Origin of the sequence: Stenotrophomonas maltophilia, from assembly GCF_001274595.1 — a bacterium.
Taxonomy (GTDB): Bacteria; Pseudomonadota; Gammaproteobacteria; order Xanthomonadales; family Xanthomonadaceae; genus Stenotrophomonas; species Stenotrophomonas forensis.
The window spans coordinates 3,973,829-3,991,523 of sequence record NZ_CP011010.1; the positions used below are offsets into that span (position 1 = coordinate 3,973,829).

At 68.1% G+C, this 17,695-nt stretch carries 10 protein-coding genes; 4 read left to right on the forward strand and 6 right to left on the reverse strand.

The features are described from left to right. The first annotated feature begins 60 nt into the window (after window positions 1-60). On the forward strand, window positions 61-3,405 hold the full coding sequence (locus VN11_RS18120) for a GH92 family glycosyl hydrolase (protein WP_053450746.1): 3,345 nt from the start codon (window positions 61-63) through the stop codon (window positions 3,403-3,405). 447 nt (window positions 3,406-3,852) lie between these two features. On the opposite strand, the gene VN11_RS18125 is transcribed toward VN11_RS18120, so the two are convergent. Continuing rightward, window positions 3,853-6,144, reverse strand: a complete 2,292-nt coding sequence (locus tag VN11_RS18125; protein WP_053450747.1) for an NADP-dependent malic enzyme — start codon at window positions 6,142-6,144, stop codon at window positions 3,853-3,855. Window positions 6,145-6,374: 230 nt separating this feature from the next. Further along, complete coding sequence (locus VN11_RS18130; protein ID WP_006468434.1) at window positions 6,375-7,718, reverse strand: dicarboxylate/amino acid:cation symporter; 1,344 nt, start codon at window positions 7,716-7,718, stop codon at window positions 6,375-6,377. Window positions 7,719-8,050: 332 nt separating this feature from the next. On the opposite strand from VN11_RS18130, the gene VN11_RS18135 reads away from it, so the two are divergent. Beyond that, the gene (locus VN11_RS18135) at window positions 8,051-9,217 is read left to right on the forward strand and encodes an OprO/OprP family phosphate-selective porin (protein WP_053450748.1); all 1,167 of its coding nucleotides are present in this window, start codon (window positions 8,051-8,053) and stop codon (window positions 9,215-9,217) included. Window positions 9,218-9,283: 66 nt separating this feature from the next. Continuing rightward, window positions 9,284-11,926, forward strand: a complete 2,643-nt coding sequence (locus tag VN11_RS18140) for a hybrid sensor histidine kinase/response regulator (protein WP_053450749.1) — start codon at window positions 9,284-9,286, stop codon at window positions 11,924-11,926. A 534-nt stretch (window positions 11,927-12,460) separates the two neighbouring features. On the opposite strand, the gene VN11_RS18145 is transcribed toward VN11_RS18140, so the two are convergent. Genes VN11_RS18145 through VN11_RS18160 form a run of 4 tightly spaced genes read right to left on the reverse strand, consistent with a single transcriptional unit; the run spans window position 12,461 to window position 16,265 of the window. Beyond that, window positions 12,461-13,111: a response regulator gene (locus VN11_RS18145; RefSeq protein WP_008268765.1), complete on the reverse strand. Its 651-nt coding sequence runs from the start codon at window positions 13,109-13,111 to the stop codon at window positions 12,461-12,463. Window positions 13,112-13,139: 28 nt separating this feature from the next. Next, entirely contained in the window at window positions 13,140-14,195 is a 1,056-nt protein-coding gene (locus VN11_RS18150) for an ABC transporter substrate-binding protein (RefSeq protein ID WP_053450750.1), read from the reverse strand. Next, window positions 14,192-15,583, reverse strand: a complete 1,392-nt coding sequence (locus tag VN11_RS18155) for a sensor histidine kinase (RefSeq protein WP_053450751.1) — start codon at window positions 15,581-15,583, stop codon at window positions 14,192-14,194. Before VN11_RS18155 ends, VN11_RS18150 begins: the two co-directional genes overlap by 4 nt. Beyond that, a complete protein-coding gene (locus VN11_RS18160) occupies window positions 15,576-16,265 on the reverse strand; it encodes a response regulator transcription factor (protein WP_053450752.1) in 690 nt (229 codons plus the stop codon). The genes VN11_RS18155 and VN11_RS18160 overlap by 8 nt, the downstream gene beginning before the upstream one ends. Before the next feature lie 232 nt (window positions 16,266-16,497). Between VN11_RS18160 and VN11_RS18165 the strand changes: the two genes are divergently transcribed. Beyond that, a complete protein-coding gene (locus tag VN11_RS18165; protein WP_008268165.1) occupies window positions 16,498-17,634 on the forward strand; it encodes an OprO/OprP family phosphate-selective porin in 1,137 nt (378 codons plus the stop codon). Window positions 17,635-17,695 lie beyond the last annotated feature (61 nt).

Here is a 17,695-nt window from a genome sequence, read left to right on the forward strand (position 1 = left end):
GTCCGTGGTGCCCGCCGATGCGGGTTCTGCCCGCCGCCAGCCCTTCCGGGAGATCCCTGCATGACCCTGTCCGATCCACGCCGCGCCCTGCTTCCGCTCGCCCTGGCCCTGGCCTGTGCGACTACCGCGATGCCGGTGTTGGCACAGGGGCTGCAGACTTCGTTCGAACCGGGCGAACCTGCCCCGACCCCGGCGGCGGGTGGGTTGCAGGTGTCGATCGGCGACGGTCCCGCCGCGCCCTACGCCGCCAAGCGCAATGCCGGCTACAGCGGCCTGCATGCACTGCGCTACAGCAGCAACGGCGGCAGCGCGCGGCGCGAGCTGTTCAGGACCGATCTGCCCATCGAAGCCGAAACCACCCTGTCATGGCTGGTGCTGCCGGAAATCGTCGGCAAGGACACCGTGGCCTCGACCTATGTCTCGCTGGACCTGCTGCTGGACGATGGCAGCCGCGTGTCGTCCAGCGCTGCACGCGACCAGCATGGCGTGGCCATCGGCGCGCGCGCGCAAGGCGCGTCGAAGACGCTGTATCCGCAGCAGTGGGCGCGCAAGGCGATACGCCTGGGCGAGGTACCCGCGCTGAAGGGGCGTCGCGTGGTGGCGATCGAACTGGAGGTGGCCAGTGCCGAGGGTGCACCGGTCTCCGGCTGGATCGACGACGTGCGCCTGGACGTGCAGCCACGCCCCCAGCCACAGCGGGCTTCCGATTGGGTGCTGACCACCCGCGGCACCCAGGCCAACGGCACCTTCTCGCGCGGCAACAATTTCCCGGCCACGGCGGTGCCGCACGGATTCAACTTCTGGACCCCGGTGACCGATGCCGGTGCGCTGAACTGGCTGTACCGCTGGAACGAGCAGAACGATGCGCAGAACCGTCCGCAGCTGCAGGCGCTTGCGCTGAGCCACCAGCCCAGCCCGTGGATGGGCGACCGCCAGACCTTCCAGGTGATGCCCTCGGCCAACCGCGGCGTGCCGTCCGCCGACCGCCGCAAGCGTGCGCTGTCGTTCGAGCGCAGCCATGAGAGTGCGCGCCCCTACCGTTACGACGTGCGCTTCGACAACGGCATCGCCGCCGCGATCGCGCCGACCGACCATGCGGCGCTGTTCCGCTTCGATTTCCCCGAAGACGGCGACGCCAACCTGCTGTTCGACAACGTTGATGCGCGTGGTGGGCTGACCCTGGATGCCGCCACGCAGACCCTCACCGGCTACACCGATACGCGCAGCGGCCTGTCCAACGGCGCCAGCCGCATGTACGTGGCGGCCCGTTTCGACAAGCCGTGGCGCAGCAGCGGCCGCATCGACACCGGCCGCCCCACCGGCTACATCAAGTTCGATGCCGGCAGCGAGCGGCGGGTGAACATGCGCATCGCCACCTCGCTGATCTCGGTGGAACAGGCCCGGCACAATCTGGCGCTGGAGATTGCTGCGGCCGATACGCTGGAGAGCGTGGCCGGCCGCGCGCAGGATGCCTGGGATGCACGCCTGGCCCGCTTCGACATCGGCGATGCCAGCGACGACCAGAAGACCACGCTGTATTCCAGCCTGTACCGGCTCTTCCTGTATCCCAATTCCGGCCACGAGAATGTGGGCAGCGCGGCCGCACCGGACTGGCGCTACGCCAACCAGGCCAGTGCCAGCGAGGACAACACCGGCGGCAGCGCGACCCGGACCTTCGCCGCCGTGCGCGATGGCAAGGTGTTCGTCAACAACGGTTTCTGGGACACCTTCCGCACCACGTGGCCAGCCTATGCGCTGTTCACGCCCGATGATGCCGGGCAGCTGGTGCAGGGCTTCATCGAGCAGTACCGCGCCGGTGGCTGGATCGCACGCTGGTCGTCGCCGGGCTATGCGGACCTGATGGTCGGTACCAGCTCCGACGTGGCCTTCGCCGACGCGTGGCTGAAGGGAATCGGCGGCTTCGATCCGGCCGAGGCCTATGCCGCCGCGTTGAAGAACGCGACCGTGGTACCGCCGGACCGTCACGTCGGCCGCAAGGGCATGCAGCGTTCGACCTTCCGCGGCTATGCCAGTGCCGACGTGCACGAGGGCATGTCGTGGACGATGGAAGGCGCGCTCAATGACTTCGGCGTCGCCAACATGGCCGATGCCCTGGCCAAGCGCGCAACCACGCCTGCCGCACGCGAGCGCTACAGCACCGAGGCCGACTACTTCCGCTACCGCGCGGCCAGCTACGCAACGATGTTCGATCCGGCCGCCGGCTTCTTCCAGGGCCGCACTGCCGACGGCCGCTGGCGAGTGGATTCCAAGCGCTACGACCCGCGCGTGTGGGGCCACGACTACACCGAGTCCAACGGCTGGACCTTCGCCTTCACCGCCGCCCACGATGGCGAAGGCCTGGCCGCGCTGTACGGTGGCCGCGACAGGCTGGCGGCGAAGCTGGATACCTTCTTCGCCACCCCGGAGACCGCAGACCCGGCGCTGGCCGGCTCCTACGGCGGCACCATCCATGAAATGACCGAAGCACGCGATGTGCGCATGGGCATGTACGCGCACAGCAACCAGCCGGCGCACCACATCCCGTGGATGTACCTGTATGCCGGGCAGCCGTGGAAGACCCAGCAGCACGTGCGCGAGATCCTGTCGCGGCTGTACGTCGGCAGCGAGATCGGCCAGGGCTATCCGGGTGACGAGGACAATGGCGAGACCTCGGCGTGGTACGTGCTGGCCTCGCTGGGCCTGTACCCGTTGCGCATGGGCGCCCCCGAGTACGTGATCGGTTCGCCTGCATTCCGCCACGCACGCGTGGAACTGCAGGGCGGCGCCGTGCTGACCGTGAACGCGGCCAACAACACGCGCGAGAACGTCTACGTGCAGTCGCTGAAGATCAACGGCAAACCCTGGACCAAGACCTGGGTGCCGCACGAACTGATCGCCAAGGGTGCGACGCTGGACTTCGTGATGGGCCCAAGGCCGTCGCGTTGGGGCAGTGGCGTGGACGACGCGCCGCCCTCGCTGACCGCGCGTGGCCAGCGCCCGCAGCTGCTGCACGACCTGCTTGGCAGCGGCGCGAAAGCCACATCAGGCGATGGCCGCGCGCTGCCTGCACTGGTGGATGACGATGCCGGTACCACGGTCGGCCTGGGCGGTGGCGCGATCATCGCGCTGACCGGGCTGGCCGAGGGCGCCCCGACGATGTACACGCTGACCAGCGGCGACGGCAGCATCCGCGGCGGCGAATGGGCGCTGGAGGCCCGCAGCGGCGACGGCAGCTGGACGCTGCTGGACCAGCGCAGCGGCGAAGACTTCGAATCCCCTCGCCAGACCCGGCCGTTCCGCATCGCCAGGCCCGGTCGCTACAGCGAGTACCGCCTGCGCCTGGTAGCGCCGGGCCGGATGCCGCTGTCGGAGATTGAACTGCTGGCACCCGGCGCGGCGCAGTAAGCCGCATGCACGGTGGGCACGGATGCCCGCCGCGCCGCGGCAGCTGGCGGCCTCAGCGCGACTGCACGAATCCTGCGTACAGCGCGAACAACTGCTGGAAGTACCGCCGGGTCACTCGATTGCGCATGACACTTTCGCCGATGGGGAGGTGGTCGGGCCCAGGGTGGGAAGGCCGGTCCGGTCCCTTCCCACGGCCGGGCCGCGTGGGCGTATTGGGCCCCAGCGGGGTTGCAGGCAAATGACCGGGTTGCGAAGCGCGTGTGGCAGGTTCGGCGACCGTTGCGGCAAATGAAAACACCGGGCAGTGCCCGGTGTTTTCATTTGCGCCGACGCCCAACGGCGCCAGCGCCATCATTCTTCCGACCAGGAGCCCCTTCTTGTTGAAGGGGCGCGCCGAAGGCGGGGGTAGAGGAAGAATGCGTGGGCAGCGGAAGTGGGAAAGAAGGCTTATGCCTTCTTTTCCGCTTCCAGCTGCTTCCTGATCTGCGCATCCACCGCGGCGATCGCGGTCATGTTCAGGATCCGGCGCGAGGTCGCGCTGGTGGTCAGGATGTGCACCGGCTTGTTCACGCCCATCAGGATCGGGCCGATCGCCACACCGTCGGTGAACACACGCACCAGGTTGTAGGCGATGTTGGCCGCTTCCAGGTTCGGCAGCACGAACAGGTTGGCGCGGCCCTGCAGGGTCGAGCCCGGCAGCAGCTTCTGGCGCAGCGCTTCATCCCACGCGGTGTCGCCCTGCATTTCGCCGTCCACGTTCAGGCGCGGGTTGCGCTTGAGCAGCAGCTCGCGCACCTGGCGCATCTTCAGCGCGTCCTTCGAATCATGGCTGCCGAAGTTGGAGTGCGACAGCAGCGCCACCTTCGGCTCGATGCCGAACAGCTTCATGCGGTAGGCCGCCTGCAGCGTGGCTTCGCACAGCTGCTCGGCGGTCGGGTCTTCCTGCACGTGGGTATCGACGAAGAAGAACACGCCCTGCTGGTTGATCACGCCGGTCATCGCCGAGGTCGAGGTGACCTTCGGCTCCAGCGGCAGCACGCTGCGCACGTAACCCAGCTTCTTGTGGAAGCGGCCGACGATGCCGGTCAGCATCGCATCGGCTTCGCCACGCGCCACCATCACCGCGGCAATCAGGGTCGGGCGCGAACGCATCAGGTTCTTCGCCGCGGCCACGGTCACGCCACGACGGCCGGTCAGGCCGTGGTAGTACTGCCAGTACTCGTTGAAGCGCGGGTCGTCGTTGATGTTGGTGACTTCAACGTTCTCACCGATCTTCAGGCGCAGGCCGAGGCGCTCGATGCGCGACTCGATCACTTCCGGGCGGCCGATCAGGATCGGGTGCGCCAGGCCGTCATCGACCACGTTCTGCACCGCCTGCAGCACCACTTCCTCTTCGCCTTCGGCATACACCACGCGCTGCTTGTCGCTGCGCGCGCGGTCGTAGACCGGCTTCATCATCAGGCTGGTGCGGTAGACGAACTGGGCCAGCTTGTCGCGGTAGGCGCCCATGTCGTCGATCGGGCGCGAGGCCACGCCCGAGTCCATCGCGGCCTGGGCCACGGCAGCCGACAGCTCCACCAGCAGGCGGCGGTCGAACGGACGCGGAATCAGGTATTCACGGCCGAAGCTCGGGGTATCGCCGCCGTAGGCCGAGCCCATGTCGGTGGCGGCACGGCGCGCCAGCGCGGCGATGGCGCGCACGCAGGCGATCTTCATTTCCTCGTTGATCGCGGTGGCGCCCACGTCCAGCGCACCGCGGAACAGGTACGGGAAGCACAGCACGTTGTTGACCTGGTTCGGGTAGTCCGAACGGCCGGTGCCGATGATCGCGTCCGGACGGGCGGCACGCGCCAGTTCCGGCATGATTTCCGGGGTCGGGTTGGCCAGGGCGAAGATCACCGGGTCCGGCGCCATGGTCTTGACCATCTCGGCGGTCAGGATGCCCGGCGCGGACAGGCCCAGGAAGATATCCGCGCCATCGACGATCTCGGCCAGGGTGCGCTTGTCGGTGTCGCGCGCATAGCGCTGCTTTTCCGGGTCCAGGTCGGTACGGCCGGTGTGGATCACACCCTCGCGGTCGAAGGCCAGGATGTTCTCCGGCTTCAGGCCCAGCTGCACCAGCATGTTCACGCAGGAAATGCCGGCCGCGCCCATGCCCGTGGTCGCCAGCTTCACGTCCTCGATCTTCTTGCCGGTGATCGCCATCGCGTTGAGCACGGCCGCGCCGACGATGATCGCCGTGCCGTGCTGGTCGTCATGGAACACCGGGATCTTCATGCGCTCGCGCAGCTTGCGCTCGACCACGAAGCATTCCGGCGCCTTGATGTCTTCCAGGTTGATGCCGCCGAAGGTCGGCTCCAGCGAGGCGATGATGTCGACCAGCTTGTCCGGGTCGGTTTCATCCACTTCGATGTCGAACACATCGATGCCGGCGAACTTCTGGAACAGCACGCCCTTGCCTTCCATCACCGGCTTGCCGGCCAGCGCGCCGATGTTGCCCAGGCCCAGCACCGCGGTGCCGTTGGAGATCACCGCCACCAGGTTGCCGCGCGCGGTCAGCTCGCTGGCCTGCTGCGGGTCGGCCTTGATCGCTTCACAGGCGTACGCCACGCCCGGCGAATACGCCAGCGACAGGTCGCGCTGGGTCAGCATGGGCTTGGTAGCGGAAACCTTGATCTTGCCGGGCGGAGACATCCGGTGGTAATCGAGGGCGGCCTGTTTGAAATCTTCGTTGGACATCGATGTGGGTTACATGAATGGGCAGAAGGGACAGGGGATGATACCCCCGTTGGAGCGTCTGGACCTGTCGCTATCCTGTCGCATGCATGCTGCGACCGCACAATTCCGTGCCGTATGCGACCAGGCCTTGATACCAGCTTCGGCGCCTCGCGTGACAGCCGTGGGACGCCTTGAAACGCCGCGGGGCCGTACCACTGTCGTGATCGGCCCCGCGGTACCACACACCTGGATCAGCCCTTGGCCGGCAGCGCCTCGGGCAGCGCATCCACCGGCGGCGGCAGCTCGCTTTCGCGGCCATCCAGCGCCAGCTGCAGGCGGTTGCGGTCCAGTGCGCCTTCCCAGCGCGAGACCACCACGGTGGCCACGGCATTGCCGATGAAGTTGGTCAGCGAGCGGCATTCGCTCATGAAGCGGTCCACGCCCAGGATCAGCGCCATGCCGGCCACCGGCACTTCCGGCACCACCGCCAGGGTGGCGGCCAGGGTGATGAAGCCGGCACCGGTGACACCGGCCGCGCCCTTGGAGCTGAGCATGGCGACCAGCAGCAGGGCGATCTGGTGGCCCAGGGTCAGTTCGGTGTTGGTGGCCTGGGCAATGAACAGCGCGGCCAGGGTCATGTAGATGTTGGTGCCGTCCAGGTTGAACGAGTAGCCCGTCGGGACCACCAGGCCCACCACCGACTTGCTGCAGCCGGCCCGTTCCATCTTCTCCATCAGCGACGGCAGCGCCGACTCCGACGAGGAGGTGCCCAGCACCAGCAGCAGTTCGGCCTTCAGGTAGCGCGCCAGCTTGAACACCGAGAAGCCGCACAGGCGGCAGACCAGGCCCAGGATGACCGCCACGAACAGGAACGCGGTGAGGTAGAACGAGCCCACCAGCCAGGCCAGGTTGATCAGCGAACCGACGCCGTACTTGCCGATGGTGAAGGCGATCGCACCGAAGGCACCGATCGGGGCGGCCTTCATCAGGATGTGCACCAGCTTGAACACCGGGGCGACCAGCGCCTCCAGGAAGTTCAGCACCGGCTTGCCCTTCTCGCCCACCATCGCCAGCGCGATGCCGAACAGCACGGCCACGAACAGCACCTGCAGGATGTTGCCGTCGACGAAGGCGCTGAGCAGCGTCTTCGGGATGATGTCCATCAGGAAGCCGACCAGGGTCAGGTCATGCGACTTCTCGACGTAGCTGTGCACCGCGGTCTGGTCCAGCTCGGCCGGGTTGATGTTCATGCCGGCGCCGGGCTGCACCACGTGCGCCACGATCATGCCGACGATCAGCGCCAGCGTGGAGAAGAACAGGAAGTACGCCATCGCCTTGGCGAACACCCGGCCCACGGTGCGCAGGTGGGTCATGCTGGCGATGCCGGTGACGATGGTCAGGAAGATCACCGGCGCGATGATCATCTTCACCAGGTTGATGAAGGCGTCGCCGAGCGGCTTCATCTTCTCGCCGATCAGCGGTTCGTAGTGGCCGAGGATGGCGCCCAGGACGATCGCCACGATCACCTGGAAGTACAGCTGGCGATAGATCGGCAACGGCTTTGCAGGCGCCGGGGCTGCGGTCGGGATGTGCATGGCGTACTCCGGAAGGGGCGTTTTCAGGCACGTACGGCCCCGGGACAGCACGGGAACCGTTACCGTGGAAACTGATCGCGGGCCCCGTGCTGCATGCACGAGGGGTGCGACCAATGGACGCCTTTGTACGCGCCAGGCACGCCGGCGCAGATAACCTATTGGTACTAGCCCCCCGGTTCAGGCGGCCACGGTGCCTACACTGACGCCGCACCGCCCGATCCCGGGGAGGCCGGTGGCCCAGGCTGAACGGCCGGGCGCGTCCTTGCGAAAGTTCCGGCCCTTGCGGCCGTTGATGTCCTGTCCACACGCAATCCGAGAGAGCCGCACCCAACATGCGCCCGATTCCCACCTTGCTGGCCCTGTCGCTGGCCGCCCTTCCCGCCTTCGCTTCGGCAGCGGATTTCGACAACTGGCCGACCAAGTACACCTTCGACGATGGCACCGAGCTGGCCGCCACCGCCAACATCGCCTACGACTACAACGACTTCTCCTCGGCCAGCGGCCTTGAGGACGATGATGCCGTGCGCCGCAAGGAGTTCGGCGCAACGTTGAAGAAGAAGGGCGTCTACGACGCGATGGTCTATTACGACTTCCAGGCCGACACCTGGCTGGACGTGTTCGTGCGTTTCGAGAGCAAGGCGTTCTTCGGCCGCGACGTCGGCCGTTTCCGCTTCGGCTACATGAAGACCCCGGTCGGCCTGGATGCGAACACCTCCTCGCGTGCCGGCAGCTTCCTGGAAACCGCGCTGCCGGTGCAGGCGTTCTACGCCGGCCGCCGTACCGGCGTGGAATGGGTGCTGGAGCGCCCGCAGTACCTGCTGCAGGCCGGCGCCTATGGCGGCAAGGACCTGCAGGGTGACAACCCCGGCACCACCCAGGCGGTGCGCGCCGTGTGGACGCCGGTGAAGGCGCCGGGTGATGTGATCCACCTGGGCGTGGCTTATTCGCAGGAGAATCCGCGCGGCTACAGCGATGGCCGCGATGTGCACCACGAAGCCAGCGCACGCCTGCGCGCACGTCCGGAAGCCGGCCTGACCGACATCCGTTACGTCGACTCCGGCGCGCTGGTCACCGCCGACCAGATCCGCCGCACCGGCCTGGAAGGCATCTGGATCCGCGGCCCGTTCTCGCTGCAGGCCGAAGCCCTGCAGGCCACCGTCACCCGCAAGGGCCTGCCCGACTACACCGGCAGTGGCCAGTACGCGATGGCCAGCTGGGTGCTGACCGGCGAATCGCGCCCGTACAACGCCGGCGCCGTGGCCAACATCAAGCCCGCGCACAACTACGGCGCGGTTGAACTGGTGGCACGCTACAGCCGCCTGGACCTCGACGACGGCAGCATCCTCGGTGGCCGCCAGCACGACCTGACCCTGGGTGCGAACTGGTACCTCACCAGCCACTTCAAGTTCCAGGCCAACTACGTGAAGGTCGACGCCAGCCGTCGTGGCGTGCACAGCACGCCGGAAATCTTCGAGCTGCGCGCGCAGATGCACTTCTGATCCCTTCCACGTCAGACCCCGGCAGGCGTGCACGCCACGCCCGCCGGCCCTGCGTAGACTGCCGCCATGTACTGGCTCAGCCGCCACCGGATGCTGTTGCTGACGATCCTGGTGATGGTCGGCGGTACCGTGCTGTGCGCGGTCGCCGCCGGCCACTACGCCTGGCGCCGCGCACTGGGCGAGGAAAGCAGCCAGGTGCAACGCCAGCTGCAGCTGTATGGCCAGGGCCTGCAGCAGCGCATCGACCGCTTCGGCACGCTGCCGCAGGTGCTGGCGCTTGATCCGGATCTGCTGCACGCCCTGCGCGTGCCGCCCTCGCCTGCCGAACGGCAACGACTGAACCTCAAGCTGCAGCGTGCCAACGAGGTCACCCGCGCCTCCACCCTGACCCTGGTCGGCCATGACGGCGTGGCCGTGGCCGCCAGCAACTGGGACCAGCCGACCACCAACGTCGGCGAGAACTACAGTTACCGCCCGTACTACCGCCAGGCGCTGGCCCAGGGCCGCGGCCGTTTCTACGGCATCGGCATGACCACCGGCGTACCCGGCTACTACCTGTCGCAGGCCATCGAGGAAGACGGCAAGCGACTGGGCGTGGTGGTGATCAAGGTCGAACTGTCGGCGCTGGAGCAGGAATGGCTGAGCAGCCCGGACGTGGTGCTGGCCAGCGATGACCACGACGTGGTGTTCCTGGCCAACCGGGACAACTGGCGCTACCGCCTGCTGCGCCCCTTGGGCGCTGATGAACGCCGCGAAATGCTCGACGCCCGGCAGTACGCCGACCGTGCCCTGCAGCCGCTGCGCGCACGCACCGAGGACGTGCTGGCCGACGGTGGGCGCATGGTGCGCCTGCTCGACCCTGCGCTGGTACAACCGATGCTGTGGCAGAGCCTTGCACTGCCCGCCGAAGGCTGGAACCTGCATCTGCTGCACGACGCCAGCGCTGCCACCGCCGCCGGCCGTGCGGCGGCGCTGACTGGTGGTGCCGCGTGGCTCGCACTGGGCTTCCTGGTGCTGTTCGTGCAGCAGCGCCGGCGCCTGGCGAAGCACCGCCTGCGCAGCCGCCGTGAACTGGAAACCCTGCTCAAGCAGCACGCGCAGGAGCTGCGCACCGCGCAGGATGGCCTGCTGCAGGCTGCCACCGACGCCGACAGTGGCCTCAGCCGCAGCCTGGAACACCTGCCACAAGGCGTGGTGGTGATCGACCGCGAGCTGCGCCTGGTCGCGTGGAATTCGCGCTACCTCGAGCTGTTCCGTTTTCCGCTGGACCTGGTGCGCGTGGGCCGGCCCATCGAGGAGCTGTTCCGCTTCAACGCGCGGCGTGGCCTGCTGGGCCCGGGCCCGGTCGATGAGGCGATCGAGCGCCGCCTCAATCACCTGCGCAGTGGCCGCCCGCACATGCGCGAAAGCGAGAAGGACGACGGCACGGTGCTGGAGATCCGTGGCAATCCGCTGCCCGACGGCGGCTTCGTCACCAGCTATGCCGACATCACCAGCTACAAGAACGCCGCGCGCGAACTGCGCTCGCTGGCCGACGCACTCGAGCATCGCATCGCCGAGCGTACCCACGACCTGGACGAAGCACGCCGCGAAGCCGAGCAGGCCAACCGCTACAAGACCCGCTTCGTCGCCTCGGCGGTGCACGACCTGCTGCAGCCGCTCAATGCCGCGCGCATGTTCGTCTCGGTACTGCGCGGCAAGCTGAGCGATCCGGCACAGCAGCAGACCAGCGACCACATCGACGCCGCACTCGCCGCGCAGGACGCGATCCTCAACAGCCTGCTGGATATCGCGCGGCTGGAATCGGGCAGCCTTCCGACCCGCGTGCAGGCATTCCGGCTGGGGCCGCTGCTGCAGACGCTGGCGCGTGAGTTCGGCATCGCCGCACAGTCGCGCGGGCTGGTGGTTGATTGGGTCGATACCGATGCGGTGGTGGTCAGCGATGAAGCGCTGCTGCGGCGCATCCTGCAGAACTTCCTGTCCAATGCGCTGCGCTACAGCGAACGCGGGCGCGTGCTGCTCGGTTGCCGGCGCCGCGACGGGCTGCTGTGGATCGAAGTGCACGACCAGGGACCCGGTATTCCCGATGCGCTGCAGGGCGAGATCTTCGAGGAATTCCGCCGCCTGCACGACGGCCAGCAGCGCGGTGCCGGCCTCGGCCTGGCGATCGTCGACCGCATCGGCCGCCTGCTCGGCCACCCGATCCGGCTGCGCTCGCAGGTAGGCCAGGGCAGCGTGTTCGCGGTGGGTGTGCCGTTCGGCGACGCCAGCGCGATTCCCACTACGGCACCGGCGCCGGTGCTGGTGCAGGAACCGGCCGCGGACAATCCGCTGCGCGGGCGTCGGGTCTGGGTGATCGATGACGATCCTCACGTCTGCGCAGCCAGCCGCGCGTTGCTGGAACGCTGGGGCTGCGAGGTGGTGCTGGCCGACGGCCCGCAGGCGGCGCTGCAGTTGGCCAGTGCCACAACCGTGCCGGAACTGGTGTTGCTGGATGTGCGCATGGGCGATCACCACGGCCCGGTGCTGTACGAGACGTTGGCGGAGCAGTGGCAGGCACGCCCGCCGGTGGTGCTGGTCACCGCCGAGCGCGATGCGGGGTTGCGCGAGATGGCCGCCGAGCGCGGCTGGGGAATGATGGCCAAGCCGGTGAAACCGCCGGCGCTGCGGGCGCTGATGAGCCAGCTGCTGATCCGCCATCGCGGGTAGTTTCCAGCCAACGGCGCAGCCCCTCGTGGGTGGGTTTGGGTTGGTCGCGGAAAGCCGGATTGCTGAGGGCTGGCCGGGTGGGTGGGTAGTGCGGGGACGCCGTGAACCCGTCCATGGGGGCTTGGCCGCGGCATCCATGCCGCGGACACCCCGCACTACCCACCCACCCGGCCGCTGACAGATTCCGGATGTTTGCCACCCACGGAAAAGAAAAAGAAGATCAAAATCAAAAGCAGCCTGGCAGGCCGCCTTTTGTAGAGCTGAGCCTACGTTCGGCTCTACACGAGCAAGCGCAGCGCGCGACCCGCTTTTGATCTTCTTTTTCTTTTCCGTGGGTGCAGGCCACCGAAATCTGTCAGAGGCCGGTCGGGTTGGGTGCGCGGGGGTGTCAGCCGCATGGATGCGGCTGCCAAGCCTCCAGGGACGGATTCACGGCGTCCCCCGCGCACCCGACCCGACCGGCCCACTCGCGGCTTCGGCTTTCAGCGACCAACCCAAACACCACCCACGAGGGGCTGCGCCGTTGGCTGGAAACTACAGCCCGGCGCCGGCGTCGCCTTCCGGCTCCAGCGCCTTCACCAGCACCGCTGCCTGCGTGCGGCTGTGGCATTCGAGTTTTTTCAGAATTGCGGTGACGTGCACCTTCACCGTGTTCTCGGCCAGCCCCAGCGTGTAGGCGATCTGCTTGTTGAGCAGGCCATCGGCCAGGCACAGCAGCACGCGGAACTGCTGCGGCGTCAGCTGGGCCAGGCGGCTGGCCAGCAGCGCGTCGGCCTCGGAGCGCTCGGCGGCCATCGCCGGGAACCACAGGCCGCCGTCGAGCACCGCCTGCACCGCCTCGCCGATGGTCTCGGCCGGGGCCGACTTCGGGATGAAACCGGCCGCGCCGAACTGCTGCGCGCGGCGGATCACCCGCGGATGGTCGTTGGACGAGAGGATCACCACCGGAATATCCGGATGCGAGCCGCGTACGTGCAGCAGCGCGGAGAAACCGTGTGCGCCGGGCATGGTCAGGTCGAGCAGCACCAGGTCCACATCCGGGTGCGCGTCGAGGGCTTCGGCCAGGGCCTCGGCACTGGCCACCTCGCGTACCTGTGCCAGCGGCAGGCTCTGCCGCAATGACTGCACCACCGCCGAACGCAGCAGCGGGTGGTCGTCGGCGATCAGGATGGTGTATTCGCTCATGCCGCCATTGTACGGGCAGGCCGCCGCGTCAGCGCCCTGCCGGCTCGACGCTGCTGCGCCACGCGTCGAGGAACTGGCGGCGCTTGAGCGCATCCAGGTACACCAGCAGGCCGGGGCCGAGCTGGATCGGGCGGCGGCTGCGTCCCGGCGCGTCATCGCTGCGCGCATTGCCGGTCACGATCGGCATCAGCCGTGCCTCGCGCGAGAGCACCTGCTGGCCACGCGGCGACAGCAGGTAGTCGAGGAAGCGCCGCGCTTCTTCAGGGTGCGGGCCGGTGCGCGGAATCACCGCGGTACGCAGCACCACCAGCGTGTAGTCCTCGGGCTCGACAATGGCCAGCGGCGCGACTGCATCGATGCGCGCCTGCGCGTAGGAGCCGAGCACGTTGTAGACCAGCGACAACTGGCCGCTGGCGACCTTGTCCAGCAGCACGCCGGTGCGCTCCTCACGCACCACGTCGTTGTCGCCGAGAGCACCCAGCAGTGCGCCGGCAATGCTGCCACGCTGTGCATCCTGGGTGGCCAGCAGGTAACCCACGCTGCTGCGCTCGATGTCATAGGTGCCGACCTTGCCGCGCAGCGGCGCACCTTCGGCACGCAGCCGGTCCAACAGCTGGCGGCGCGTATGCGGCACCTTCGCGGCCGGCAGCGTGCGCGTGTTGTAGACCATCACCACCGGTTCGTAGCTGATTCCGAACGCCTCGCTGCGCCACTGCGCCCACGCCGGCAACGCCGCGGTCTGCGCAGAGCGGTGCGGCAGCGCATGGCCATCGTTGACCAGCTTGGTCTGCAGGTCCATGCCGCTGGAAATCAGCAGGTCAGGCGACGCTGGCCCGGCACGGTCGTGCAGGTAACGCGCGTACAGGTCCTGGGTGATGATGTCCTCGTACACCACCTCGGTGCCGGGATGCAGGCGCTGGTAATCGGCGATGACCACCGCGAACACTTCGATGTCGGTGGTGCCGTGGATGCGCAGCTGAGCGGTGGCATTTCCCTGCGCAGGGAAACGACGCACGTCGCCCGGCGCGGCCAGCACCGGCAGGGTCAGCAGCAGGGCGATGGCCGTGGCGAACAGACGGATCATGAGCTGCTCCGAGGCAGGCGGATGGTGGCAACCAACCCACCCTGCGGGCGGTTGCTGAGGTCGATGCGGCCACCGTGGCTGTCGACCACCCGCTTGACGATGGCCAGGCCAAGCCCGGCGCCGCCGGACGGCGCGCCTTCGCCGCGCGCGAAGCGCTCGAACACGCGTTCGGCATCGGCGGGCGCGATGCCTGCACCGTGATCGGCAATGGTCAGCACCGCCTGCCCGCCCTCCACGGTCAACGCGATCTGCAATGAACCGTCGCCGCCATACTTCAGCGCGTTGTCGACCAGGTTCTTGATCGCCTCGCGCAGCAGCAGTGCATCCCCGTGCACCAGCACGGGTTCAGCGGTCATCGCCAGCTGCACGCGCGGTGCCGGGCCCGCCTGCGGCAGGGCTTCGTGCAGGGCCTGGTGCACGGTCTCGGCCAGGTCCACCGCAGCAAAGCGCTGCAGGTGGGAACGGTGGATCACGCTGGCATCACTGAGCAGCTGGTTGAGCAGGCGGCTCATATGCGTGGCATTGCGCTCGATCGCCTGCAGGCTGCGGCGCATGTCCTCCGGGTCGTCGTCATCCAGCGCCAGCTGTGCCTGCGCGCGCAGTGCGGCCAGCGGCGTGCGCATCTGGTGCGCGGCCTCGGCCATGAATGCACGAAGCGTCTCGTTGCTGCTGGACAGGCGTTCCATGAAGCGGTTCAACGCGGCCACCATCTGGTCCATCTCGCGCGGTACGCGTGCGTCCAATGGCTTCAGGTCGGAGGGTTCGCGACGCGACAGCTCGCGCTCCACCCGCACCAGCGGCCGGAACGCCCGATGCACGCCGAAGGCCACCAGCGCCAGCAGCAGCCCGGACAGCACGCCGATTGCCAGCAGCGCGCGATTGACCATGTCCTGTGCCACAGCTTCGCGCGCGCGCCGGGTCTGGCCCACCTGTACCTGCACTTCGCCCTGCGCCGAGGCCGCCGCGAAGCTGCGGCCGACCACCACGAAACGCACAGTCTCGCCGCTGTAGGGAGCATCGAACAGCTGCGGCTGCGTGCCGGGCCGGCGCGGCGGCGCCGGCAGGTCGCCGTAGCCGGTGATCAGGTTGCCGCGGTTGTCGGCCACCCTGTAGAACACGCGGTCTTCCGGCGCCATCGCCAGCAGGTCCAGCGCCGCATACGGCAGATCGACCTGCCATTGACCATCGACCAGCGCCACCGAATCGGCGATGGACAGTGCCGAAGACACCAGCAGGTGATCGTAGGACCGGTTGGCGGCACGCTGGCCGTAGTCGCGCGCGGCGAACAGCAGCGCCACCGCGAACACCGCCAGCAACGCGCCGAGGTACAGCAGCAGCGTACGCCGCAGCGACCCCGGTGCGGCGTTCGCAGCGCGCGCGTCAACCATCGGTGTCGGCACTGCCGTCACTGGCTTCCAGCAGATAGCCGACGCCGCGCACGGTGGTGATGCGCAACGGGGCGCCAGCCAGCTTCTTTCTCAGGCGCCCGACGTACAGCTCGATGGCATTGGGACCGGCCTCATCGTCGAAACCGAACAGGCCGTTGCCGATCTCGTCCTTGCCCACTACCTGGCCAAGGCGGCCGACTAGGATCTCCAGCAGCCGGTACTCGCGGTTCGGCAGTTCGATCGGCTCACCGTCGAGGCTGACCCGGTGCGCGGCGTTGTCGAACTGGAAACCGCCAATCTGCACCACTTCACTGGCCTGGCCTCGTGCGCGTCGCAGCAGCACACGGCAACGCGCTTCGAACTCGCGGAAATCGAACGGCTTGCCCAGGTAATCGTCGGCCCCCACATCCAGCGCCTGCACGCGGTCTTCGATGCCGTCGCGCGCGGTCAGCATCAGCACCGGCGTGCTGTCGCCGCGCTCGCGCATGCCGGCCAGCACGCGCAGGCCATCCAGCTTGGGCAGGCCGATATCCAGCACCACCAGGTCGAAGCTCTGGTAGCGCAGCACGCTGGCCGCGGCCAGGCCGTCGGCCTGCCAGTCCACGGCGTGGCCGCTACGACGCATGCGACGGATGATCGCATCGGCCAGATCCGGGTTGTCTTCGACCAGCAGCAGGCGCATGGGCACACGGGTGGGAGGGGAAACGAATGCTACCGCATGGCGCAGGATGCACCCGCCGCGCCCTGCCTGGCGACCATTTACGCTGCAGCGCACAAACCGTTGACAGGACGATGACAGCTACGGCGACCCAGACTGCGGCCGCGCACCGTCCGGTGCCCACGATTGCCGCGCGCCTGGCGCGCACCTGGGAGGGTTTGTGGAATTCACGTTTGCCTGGCGGCGTCCTGCCGCCATGATGGCTCTGGCTGCCCTGTCGGCGCCGGCCTTCGCCGAAGACGACCGTCCGGTCACCGCCACCCTCGGTGGCCGCCTGCACCTGGACTTCGCCACCTTCGACAACGACAACCGCGGTACGCCGAACAAGGACGACACCGAGATCCGCCGCGCCTGGGTCGATGTGTCCGGCAAGTTCTTCGTGGTCGACTACAAGCTGGAAGCCGACTTCTCCGGCGACCGTGTCGAGGCCAAGGACGTGTACCTGGCACGCAGCTTTGGCAAGGCCGGCAAGCTGACCGTGGGCCAGTTCAAGCAGTACTTCTCGCTGGATGACCGCACCAGCTCCAACTACGGCAGCTTCCTGGAGCGCGGCAACGCCGGCACCACGCTGGCACCGCTGTACCGGCTGGGCGCGTCGTGGCAGGCCAATCCGGGTGATTTCACCTGGGCCGCCAGCGTCTACAGCCTGGAAAGCATCGATGCCTGGCAGGTGAAGGGCCGCGCCGCCGGCGGCCGGGTCACCTGGGCGCCCTCACCCCGCGACGGTGACGTGCTGCACCTGGGCCTGTCGCTGGCCCGCGAAGCCTATGACAACCCGGGTGCCAACGGCGTTCCGGGCCTGAAGATCCGCCCGCGCCCGGCTGGCCATCTGTCCGACGAGAGCCGCCTGACCCTGGTCGACTTCTCCGCCGGCCGCGATACCGACGTCAACAAGTGGTCGCTGGAGTACGCGCAGGTCCGCGGCCCGCTGTCGTGGCAGGGCGAGTTCAGCGGTGCCACCTTCGATGACGGTGCGCAGCGCGGCGACGTGATGGCCGCCTACGGCATGCTCAGCTGGTTCGTCACTGGCGAAAGCCGCGCCTACGACCGCAAGACCGGCCGCTTCGCGCGGGTTAAGGACATCCGCCACAAGGCCGGGGCCTTCGAGGTGGCGCTGCGCTACGACCAGATGTGGGGCGCGCAGCATCTCGATGGTGCGCCCGACCTGCGCCGTGGCAGCACCGAAGCGTGGACGCTGGGCGGCAACTGGTACCTGCGCGACAACCTGCGCTTCATGCTCAACGTGATCGAAAGCCGCAACCGCGACCGCCTGGCCGGGGTCACGGTGGACCGCACGCGCGCGGTCACCGGCCGCCTGCAGTACGACTTCTAAGCCCGGCATCCCGGGCACGCCGCCCGGGCCGCTTCCACTCCCCCACGTCCTGTTTTCGCAA

Excerpts from the sequence above, each read along its gene's own strand:
- VN11_RS18145 (WP_008268765.1), bottom strand. The coding sequence starts at position 13,111 with ATGAGCGAATACACCATCCTGATCGCCGACGACCACCCGCTGCTGCGT.
- VN11_RS18125 (WP_053450747.1), bottom strand. The coding sequence starts at position 6,144 with ATGTCCAACGAAGATTTCAAACAGGCCGCCCTCGATTACCACCGGATG.
- VN11_RS18130 (WP_006468434.1), bottom strand. The coding sequence starts at position 7,718 with ATGCACATCCCGACCGCAGCCCCGGCGCCTGCAAAGCCGTTGCCGATC.
- VN11_RS18165 (WP_008268165.1), top strand. The coding sequence starts at position 16,498 with ATGATGGCTCTGGCTGCCCTGTCGGCGCCGGCCTTCGCCGAAGACGAC.
- VN11_RS18155 (WP_053450751.1), bottom strand. The coding sequence starts at position 15,583 with ATGGTTGACGCGCGCGCTGCGAACGCCGCACCGGGGTCGCTGCGGCGT.
- VN11_RS18140 (WP_053450749.1), top strand. The coding sequence starts at position 9,284 with ATGTACTGGCTCAGCCGCCACCGGATGCTGTTGCTGACGATCCTGGTG.
- VN11_RS18120 (WP_053450746.1), top strand. The coding sequence starts at position 61 with ATGACCCTGTCCGATCCACGCCGCGCCCTGCTTCCGCTCGCCCTGGCC.
- VN11_RS18150 (WP_053450750.1), bottom strand. The coding sequence starts at position 14,195 with ATGATCCGTCTGTTCGCCACGGCCATCGCCCTGCTGCTGACCCTGCCG.
- VN11_RS18160 (WP_053450752.1), bottom strand. The coding sequence starts at position 16,265 with ATGCGCCTGCTGCTGGTCGAAGACAACCCGGATCTGGCCGATGCGATC.
- VN11_RS18135 (WP_053450748.1), top strand. The coding sequence starts at position 8,051 with ATGCGCCCGATTCCCACCTTGCTGGCCCTGTCGCTGGCCGCCCTTCCC.